This is a genomic window from Clostridium sp. 1001270J_160509_D11, from assembly GCF_015667935.1.
GTDB lineage: Bacteria > Bacillota > Clostridia > Peptostreptococcales > Peptostreptococcaceae > Intestinibacter.
On the sequence record NZ_JADPET010000136.1, the window covers coordinates 1 to 8,034 of the forward strand.

Consider the following 8,034-nt stretch of genomic DNA (forward strand, 5'->3'; position numbering starts at 1 on the left):
GGTCATTATTGTCCAATAATAATAGATAATTCCGGAAAATTCAAATGTACTGATGATACTCTATGCAAAAAAAATATCAAATTGTAAGAAATGTAAAAATATGCTAAAATTAAGTCAAAATAAGGTAATTAATTATAAAAAGTGAAATTTAGGTTTGGAGTGATTTTATGGAATACATTATAGGGAAAAAATTGCTAGATACACCTGTTAATATGAAAGTTGTCAAAATGATATCGCTTATAAATGAATGTAAAGGCAAACAAATAGTTTATAAGAAGCAGCCCAAAGAAGTATTAGAAAAATTAACGGAAAAAGCAGTATTAGATTTTACTATAGACTCATGTGAAAGTATCATATTAAAGGGAGAAGAAATAAAAAATATATTTTTAAATGAGGTAAAACCAAAAACAAGAGAACAAGTCAGCATAATGGAATTTAGGGATAGTTTAAAAACTGTAAATAGTGCATATGAAGATATGTCATTAAGTTCACAGACGATACTAGAGCTACATGGATATCTACATCGCCTGTCTTTAGTTAGAGGAGGAAAATATCGAACTGAGGAAAATAACCTTCTACGTACAGATTTTTTTAGAGACGATATTTTTAATAACCACGGTGTATTAATCAAGAAGAACATAGAAGAAAGACTAGATCAATACATAGAAGATTTGTGCAGAGAATACAATAGATTGATTAGAGAAAATGAAATAGACAATTTAATAATAGTTGCAGCATTTATACTAGATTTTATATTAATTTCACCATTTGAAGAAGATAATATAAAAATGGCCAAACTATTGACTGTGCTATTGCTTAATAAAAATGGATATACAATTTCAAAATACGAAAGCTTAGGAAAAATCTATGATGAAAGTGAAATGGTCTATTTTAAAGGATTATTTGATATAAAAAACGACACAGAGAAGCTTTATTATAGTATAAATAAATGGATAGAATATTTTTTAAAATTTATATTAGATGCATATTTAAATCTAGGAGAAGAACTTAACTTAAACAGTGTCAAAAAAGAAACTAAAACAAAGAGAATTGAAAAGATAGTCAATTCTACTTTAGGTTATTTTACAAAAGATGATATAAAAATACAATGCCCAGATATACCAGAGCCTACAATAAATAGAGTTTTTAATAATATGAGAAAAGACGGGAAAATTGAAGTTGTGGCAAAAGGTAGAAGTGCAAAGTGGAAGAGAATATAAATAATAAAAAATTATTGAAAATTAAAAAGAAGTGTACTACTATTTAAAGTATCAAAATAAATATTAGAAAATGTAACAAAATACAGTTTTCGACATAAATTAAATTACAGTAAATAATTGAAGTGGAGGAATGGAAGATGAATTTAATAAGCAGACAATTTAATAAATTAAATATAGAAAAATTAAATCATCACCATCATCATAGATATTAGGGATTGTAATTATGGAGAATATTTTTCATAGATACAAGCCCTATTTGTGTTAGCTAGAGGCTTGTATCTATGATGGGATAAAGTTAAAACCATGTAGGTAAAAGCCTACATGGTTTTTTTTATATATAAAAAGTAGAGGTGTAATGAAATGGAGTTTTTAAGAATACAAGATGAATTAAACTTTGCAAAGAAGAGATATGAACTAACAAAGAAAATAGAGACATCTTTTGTAGATGCAGGTTTCATACAGATAAAACCCGAGATATTTGAAGAATATGACGAAATTACACAAATTGATAAAAATATTTCGACAAAGTCTATGGTAAAAGTAGTTAGCAATAAAGTTATGGTACTTAGACCTGATATAACTATAAGTCTTATGAAAAACTTAATACCTAGATGGGAAGATGATTTGAGTTTGAAATTATTTTATCATTCAACAGTTTATAAAAACAAAAGAAATGGAGATGGGATTATACAATGTAGACAGTTTGGATGTGAGTATTTAGGTGAACCATCAATGGATGCAGATAGAGAAGTTGTAAATTTAGCTTTTAATATTTTGAGAAAGTTTACAGATGAATTTTTACTTGAAATAGGAAGTGGCAACTATATAGATGGATTTGTTGAAGCATTAAATATAGATTCTGATACTGAAAGACAATTTAAAAAATTGCTGTATAGAAAAAATAAACCTGAACTAGAGGCATTTGCACAAAAATTAGATATAAAACCAGAATTAAAAGAACTAATGGTAAATATTTTGAGCATTAGGGGTACTTTAAAAGAAGTTACAGAAAGAGCAAATAAATATTTTACAAATGCCAGAATGAAAAAAGGAATTGATCAATTAAATACAATAAGTACTTTAATTTCAAAAGAAGACTTAGACAAATATACATTATTCGATTTATCTATGGTATCTAAGCTAGATTATTATGATGGAATAATGTTAAAGGGGTATTATAAAAGTTTATATAAAGAAATATTAAGCGGAGGTAGATACGATTCTCTTACAGAGTCATTTGGAAAAAGAGTCCCTGCTATAGGATTTACAATCTACTTTGACGCATTGATGGAAGCTATTAATAGATAGGAGATGGGGTTATGGACAATTTAACAATAGCAATTGCAAAAGGGAGAATTGAAAAAGATATTTATAGAAGACTAAAAGATTTAAATATGGAGAAATGGATAGATAGAGATTCTAGAAAATTAATATTTACAGATGAGGAAAATCATATAACGTATATTCATGTTAAACCTAGTGATGTTGTGACTTATGTTGAAAAAGGTGTGGCAGATTTAGGGATTGTAGGTAAGGATACAATCTTAGAAAATGAAAACAAAAGTGAAGTTTATGAACTTTACGATTTGGGATTTGGAAAATGCAAGTTTTCAGTAGCTGGTATGAAGGGCAAAAAGGATAAGTATTTGACTTGTGAAAATTTAAAGGTGGCGACTAAATATCCTGTAATAGCAAAAAACTTCTTTAAAAGAAGAGGTCAAAAGATAGATATAATCAAATTAAATGGCTCAGTAGAATTAGGACCTATTGTAGGTCTATCAGATGTAATTGTCGATTTAGTCGAAACAGGAAATACAATAAAGGCAAATGGACTAGAAGTATATGAGGATTTATTCGATATAAGCGCCAGAATAATCGCAAATAGAGTTAGTTACAAGTTTAATTATGAAAAAATTCAAAAAATAATAGATTTATTCGATTCAACAGTAAAAGCAAGCGACTATAAATAATTAGATAAAGAATTTAAAGTGAGGAGTGGTGATATGAATAGAGAAAAAGAAAGTATTAGAACCTTAGAACCGTATGTTACAAATCCAACAGTATGTTCAGTAAAATTAGATGCAAATGAAGGCGATAAAGATCTATATCTTGATTTATTAAAAAAATTAGGAAATAGCGACCTTAAATTAAATTACTATCCAGACGATTCGTATACCGAGTTAAAAAAAGAAATCAATAATTATGTCGGATATGAGCCTAAGAATATAACTGTTGGAAATGGTTCAAGTGAGCTATTGGATTTATGTGTAAAGACTTTTGTAGATAAAGACGAAATGATACTAAGCCTAGATCCTACTTTTAGTATGTATTCAATTTATGCACAAGTTTTTAGTGCAAAATATGTGGGCGCTAAGGCGGAGAATGATTTCAAATTAAATGTAGACAGTATAATTGAAGATATTCAAAAAAATAGTCCAAAGTTAATCATACTTTGTAATCCAAACAATCCAACAGGCTCAGTTCTTACAAAAGAAGAAGTTAGAAAAATCGTAAAAAGTACAGATGCATTAATAGCTTTAGACGAAGCTTATATGGAGTTTGGAGATGAATCTCTAATTGATGAAGTTATGAATTACGACAATTTGTTAATTGTAAAAACTCTATCAAAGGCATTTTCGCTAGCGGGAATAAGAATGGGATATATAGTTGCAAATGAAGATATAATAAATTCAATCGAAAAAGTTAGAGCTCCTTACAATTTAAATTCTCTATCGACATATATAGCTACAGAAGCCTTAAGACAAAAGGATAGAATGTATGATTATGTGAAAAGCATAAAAGAAGAGAGAAAAAAGATGTATAAGACGTTGATTGATTTAGGTGTTAAAGCGTATAAATCAAGTGCAAACTTTATATTTTTCAAAAGCGATATAGAAGATTTACAAAAGAAATTAATTCAAAAAGACGTCTTAATTAGAAAGTTTAGTTCTAAATTAGAGGGATTTTATAGAGTGTCAATTGGTACAAAAGAGCAAAATCAAAAATTCTTAGAAGCATTAAAAGAAGTTATATAGGATTTTGAGATATATAAGTAGATGAAATATATATTAAATGAAATATAGATATTGAATGATATATATAATAGATTGAGATAAAATTATAAATTAAGTTAATCGCGGGGGATAAGATGAGAAGTTACAAAATAAATAGAGATACATTGGAGACAAAAATTTCAGTTAAGATAAATTTAGACGGAAGCGGTAAATCAGAAATAGATACAGGGATTGGTTTTTTCGACCATATGCTTACCTTAATGGCGTTTCACGGCAAATTCGATATAAATATAAAATGCGAAGGCGATACTTATGTAGATGATCACCACACAATTGAAGATATAGGAATAGCACTTGGGCAGTGTGTAAAAAATGCCCTAGGAAATAGACGAGGAATAAAAAGATATTCTACAGTTTTTATTCCTATGGACGAATCACTAGCACAGACCTCAATTGATATAAGCAATAGACCTTACTTAGTATTTAATGCAGAATTTAAAGATAAAAGAGTTGGAAATATGACGACACAAATGGTCAAAGAATTTTTTAGAGCATTTGTAAATGAGTCAAGAGTTACGCTACACATAAACTTATTATATGGGGAAAATGACCATCACAAAATAGAAGCGATATTTAAATCTTTTGCAAGAGCATTAAAAGAATCAATAAAAATAGTTTCAGATGAGGTGTCTTCATCAAAGGGGGTTTTATAATGAATATTATAGTTGATTATGGCTTGGGAAATTTGGGTTCTGTAATTAGAGGGTTTAATAGAGCAGGGATAGATACAAAATTATCTAGAGATTTAGAAGAAATTAAAAATGCAGATTCGCTGATTTTGCCAGGGGTTGGAGCTTTTGGCGATGCAATGAATAAATTAAATGAGCTTGAGTTAGTAGATACAATTAAAGATTTTGCAAAAACAGGGAAGTACATGATAGGTATTTGCCTCGGGATGCAGATAATGTACGAACAAGGAACAGAATATGGAACTCACAAAGGACTCGGTCTTATAGAGGGCTCTGTAGATTTTTTAGATATAAATTTAAAAGTGCCACATATGGGTTGGAACGATTTAAAATTCGAGAAAAAGGACGACTTAATTTTAAAATATATAAAAGAAGGCGACTATGTATACTATGTCCACTCATATTACGCAAATTCTAATAACAAAGAATTAATTGCTTATTCAGAATATGAAAAGAAGATACCAGGAATAGTTAGAAAAGATAACGTATATGGATTACAATTTCATCCAGAAAAAAGCGGTCAAGTAGGAGCAGATATATTAAAAGCGTATAAGGAGTTGATTTTAAAATGATAATTTTCCCAGCAATAGATATAAAAGATAATAAATGTGTAAGACTTACACAAGGCGATTTTGACAAAGTAAATATATACAGTGAGGACCCATATCTTATGGCTAAAAAATGGGTAGAGTGTGGAGCTAAATTTATACATGTTGTAAATTTAAATGGTTCAAGAGATGAAGTAGGAATAAATGACGAGACACTAGAAAAAATAGCAACATCAGTAGATATACCAATCCAAGTTGGAGGTGGAATTAGAGATGAGAAAAGAGTAAAAGAGCTTTTAGATTTAGGAATAAATAGAGTAATTGTAGGGACTATGGCGATTGAAAATAAAAACTTGCTAAAAGAATTAATCAATAAATACGGTCAAGAAAAAATAGTAGTTTCAATAGATGCGAGAAATAAAAAAGTTGCGACTCATGGTTGGGAAAAATTAAGCGACATAGATTCCGTTGATTTATGCAAAGAATTAGAACAAATCGGTGTTAAGACAATCGTATACACAGATATATCAAAAGATGGAATGCTTAAAGGACCAAACTTCGATATATACAAAGAATTATCACAAAAAACTTCACTAGACATAATAGCATCAGGAGGGGTTACATCTATAGATGATATTAAAAAACTTAGAGATATGAATATGTATGGTGCAATAATCGGAAAGGCACTTTATGATAAAAAATTAGATCTTAAGGAGGTAATTGACTTATGTTAACAAAGAGAATAATACCGTGCTTAGATGTGAGAAATGGAAGAGTAGTAAAAGGGAAGAAATTTAAAGATATAGTTGATGTAGATGACCCAGCGACTTTGGGCAAATTTTATAGTGATTGTGGTGCTGACGAATTAGTATTTTACGATATAACTGCATCTAATGAAGAGAGAAAAACTTCGCTCGAATTTGTCACAAGAGTTGCAGAAAAGATAAATATACCATTTTGTGTAGGCGGTGGAGTTAGTACTATTGATGATTTTACAAACATACTTTTAAAAGGGGCTGATAAAGTATCTATAAATTCATCTGCAGTAAAAAATCCAAATCTTATAAGAGAGGCATCAGAAAAGTTTGGAGCACAATGTGTAGTACTATCTATGGATGCAAAGAAAAACGATAAAGGCTCTTGGAGTGTGTACGTAAAAGGCGGTCGCGAAAAAACAGACTTAGATGCCATTGAGTGGGCAAAAAAGGGAGTTGAACTTGGGGCTGGCGAAATCGTAGTAAACAGTATAGATGAAGATGGAATGAAAAATGGATATGATATAGAATTATTGTCCAAGATAACTTCTGCTGTAAATGTTCCAGTAATAGCATCAGGAGGGGCTGGAAATATGGATGACTTTGTAAAAGCTGCAAAACAAGCAGATGCAGATGGAATACTTGCGGCATCAGTTTTTCATTTTGGCGAAATAAAGATAAATGATTTAAAGCAATATATGAAAAAACAAGGTATAGAAGTTAGAATATAAAAAATATGAAATTTAACAGATAAATATATGGAATAAAATGGAAAAATGGAGAATATTGAGTTAAAATATAGATATGGTGAAAATTACGATAAAAAGAATATGTTAAAAATAAATTATAAAATATAAATTTTCATACGTATAAAATTAAAAAATATGGGGAGATAAATATGAGAGATAATTTAATTACAGAAAAGACATTAGAGGAAAAAATTGATTTAGACGCCATAAAAAACTTAAAGTTTGACGAGAAAGGACTAATTCCAGCAATTGCACAAGATATAGATACTAAAGAAGTGTTGATGATTGCTTATATGAATGAAGAATCAATAAGAAAAACTTTAAGTGAAAAAAGAGCATGTTACTATAGCAGAAGTAGACAACAACTTTGGACTAAAGGTTTAACTTCAGGCAATATACAAGAAGTTAAAGGACTATATTACGACTGTGATGCAGATTCAATATTAGTTTTAGTAAAACAAAGTGGGGTTGCATGCCATACTGGTAATTACTCATGCTTTTTTAACCCAATTATGGAAAAAGAAAAAATAGATACAAAAGACGTATTAGAAAAATTATATGCATTATTAGAAGATAGAAAATCAAATCCAGTAGAGGGTTCTTATACAAATTACTTATTTGATAAGGGATTAGATAAGATACTTAAAAAAGTAGGCGAAGAAAGTGCAGAAGTAATAATCGCTGCAAAAAATAAAAGCAAAGAAGAAATGACTTATGAAATAAGTGATTTAGTTTACCATACATTAGTTCTTATGGTCAATTCAGGTGTAAAAATTGAAGATATAAAAAAAGAATTAATAAGTAGAGAAAAATAAAATTAGATTTTTTATATAAAATAAAAGTAGGTGATAATAAGAAGCTATAGTTTTATTATTGTCTACTTTTATTTTAAGTATTTAAAAATGTGCCTTTTTATGACAAGATTACTAAAAATAAGTCTGCTATAACTATTGAAATTATAACACTCCATGTTCCAGATACATTACCTAAAGTTGTATT

Annotated in this window: 9 protein-coding genes; all 9 read left to right on the plus strand. The window is 28.9% G+C overall.

Going from position 1 to position 8,034, the window contains the following annotated elements; translation table 11 throughout:
- Positions 1-167: 167 nt before the first annotated feature.
- The 9 genes from I4U58_RS11255 to hisIE all read left to right on the plus strand — a co-directional run bounded on the left by I4U58_RS11255 (position 168) and on the right by hisIE (position 7,850).
- Positions 168-1,220 carry a Fic family protein gene (locus I4U58_RS11255; RefSeq protein ID WP_195931443.1) on the plus strand — a complete coding sequence of 351 codons (1,053 nt, stop codon included), beginning with the start codon at positions 168-170 and terminating at the stop codon, positions 1,218-1,220.
- Between the two features lie 360 nt (positions 1,221-1,580).
- Positions 1,581-2,528 carry an ATP phosphoribosyltransferase regulatory subunit gene (locus I4U58_RS11260; RefSeq protein ID WP_195931444.1) on the plus strand — a complete coding sequence of 316 codons (948 nt, stop codon included), beginning with the start codon at positions 1,581-1,583 and terminating at the stop codon, positions 2,526-2,528.
- 11 nt (positions 2,529-2,539) lie between these two features.
- Complete coding sequence (hisG, locus tag I4U58_RS11265; RefSeq protein WP_195931445.1) at positions 2,540-3,190, plus strand: ATP phosphoribosyltransferase; 651 nt, start codon at positions 2,540-2,542, stop codon at positions 3,188-3,190.
- A gap of 33 nt (positions 3,191-3,223) precedes the next feature.
- Positions 3,224-4,255, plus strand: coding sequence for a histidinol-phosphate transaminase (gene hisC / locus I4U58_RS11270; protein ID WP_195931446.1), 1,032 nt, complete (start codon positions 3,224-3,226; stop codon positions 4,253-4,255).
- A 113-nt stretch (positions 4,256-4,368) separates the two neighbouring features.
- The gene (gene hisB, locus I4U58_RS11275) at positions 4,369-4,947 is read left to right on the plus strand and encodes an imidazoleglycerol-phosphate dehydratase HisB (protein ID WP_195931447.1); all 579 of its coding nucleotides are present in this window, start codon (positions 4,369-4,371) and stop codon (positions 4,945-4,947) included.
- Positions 4,947-5,555 (plus strand): imidazole glycerol phosphate synthase subunit HisH, encoded by a 609-nt coding sequence (gene hisH / locus I4U58_RS11280; protein WP_195931448.1) that lies wholly within the window; start codon positions 4,947-4,949, stop codon positions 5,553-5,555. Before hisB ends, hisH begins: the two co-directional genes overlap by 1 nt.
- Positions 5,552-6,265, plus strand: coding sequence for a 1-(5-phosphoribosyl)-5-[(5-phosphoribosylamino)methylideneamino]imidazole-4-carboxamide isomerase (gene hisA / locus I4U58_RS11285; RefSeq protein WP_195931449.1), 714 nt, complete (start codon positions 5,552-5,554; stop codon positions 6,263-6,265). The genes hisH and hisA overlap by 4 nt, the downstream gene beginning before the upstream one ends.
- A complete protein-coding gene (hisF, locus tag I4U58_RS11290) occupies positions 6,259-7,017 on the plus strand; it encodes an imidazole glycerol phosphate synthase subunit HisF (protein ID WP_195931450.1) in 759 nt (252 codons plus the stop codon). Before hisA ends, hisF begins: the two co-directional genes overlap by 7 nt.
- A gap of 167 nt (positions 7,018-7,184) precedes the next feature.
- Positions 7,185-7,850, plus strand: coding sequence for a bifunctional phosphoribosyl-AMP cyclohydrolase/phosphoribosyl-ATP diphosphatase HisIE (gene hisIE, locus I4U58_RS11295; RefSeq protein WP_195931451.1), 666 nt, complete (start codon positions 7,185-7,187; stop codon positions 7,848-7,850).
- Positions 7,851-8,034 lie beyond the last annotated feature (184 nt).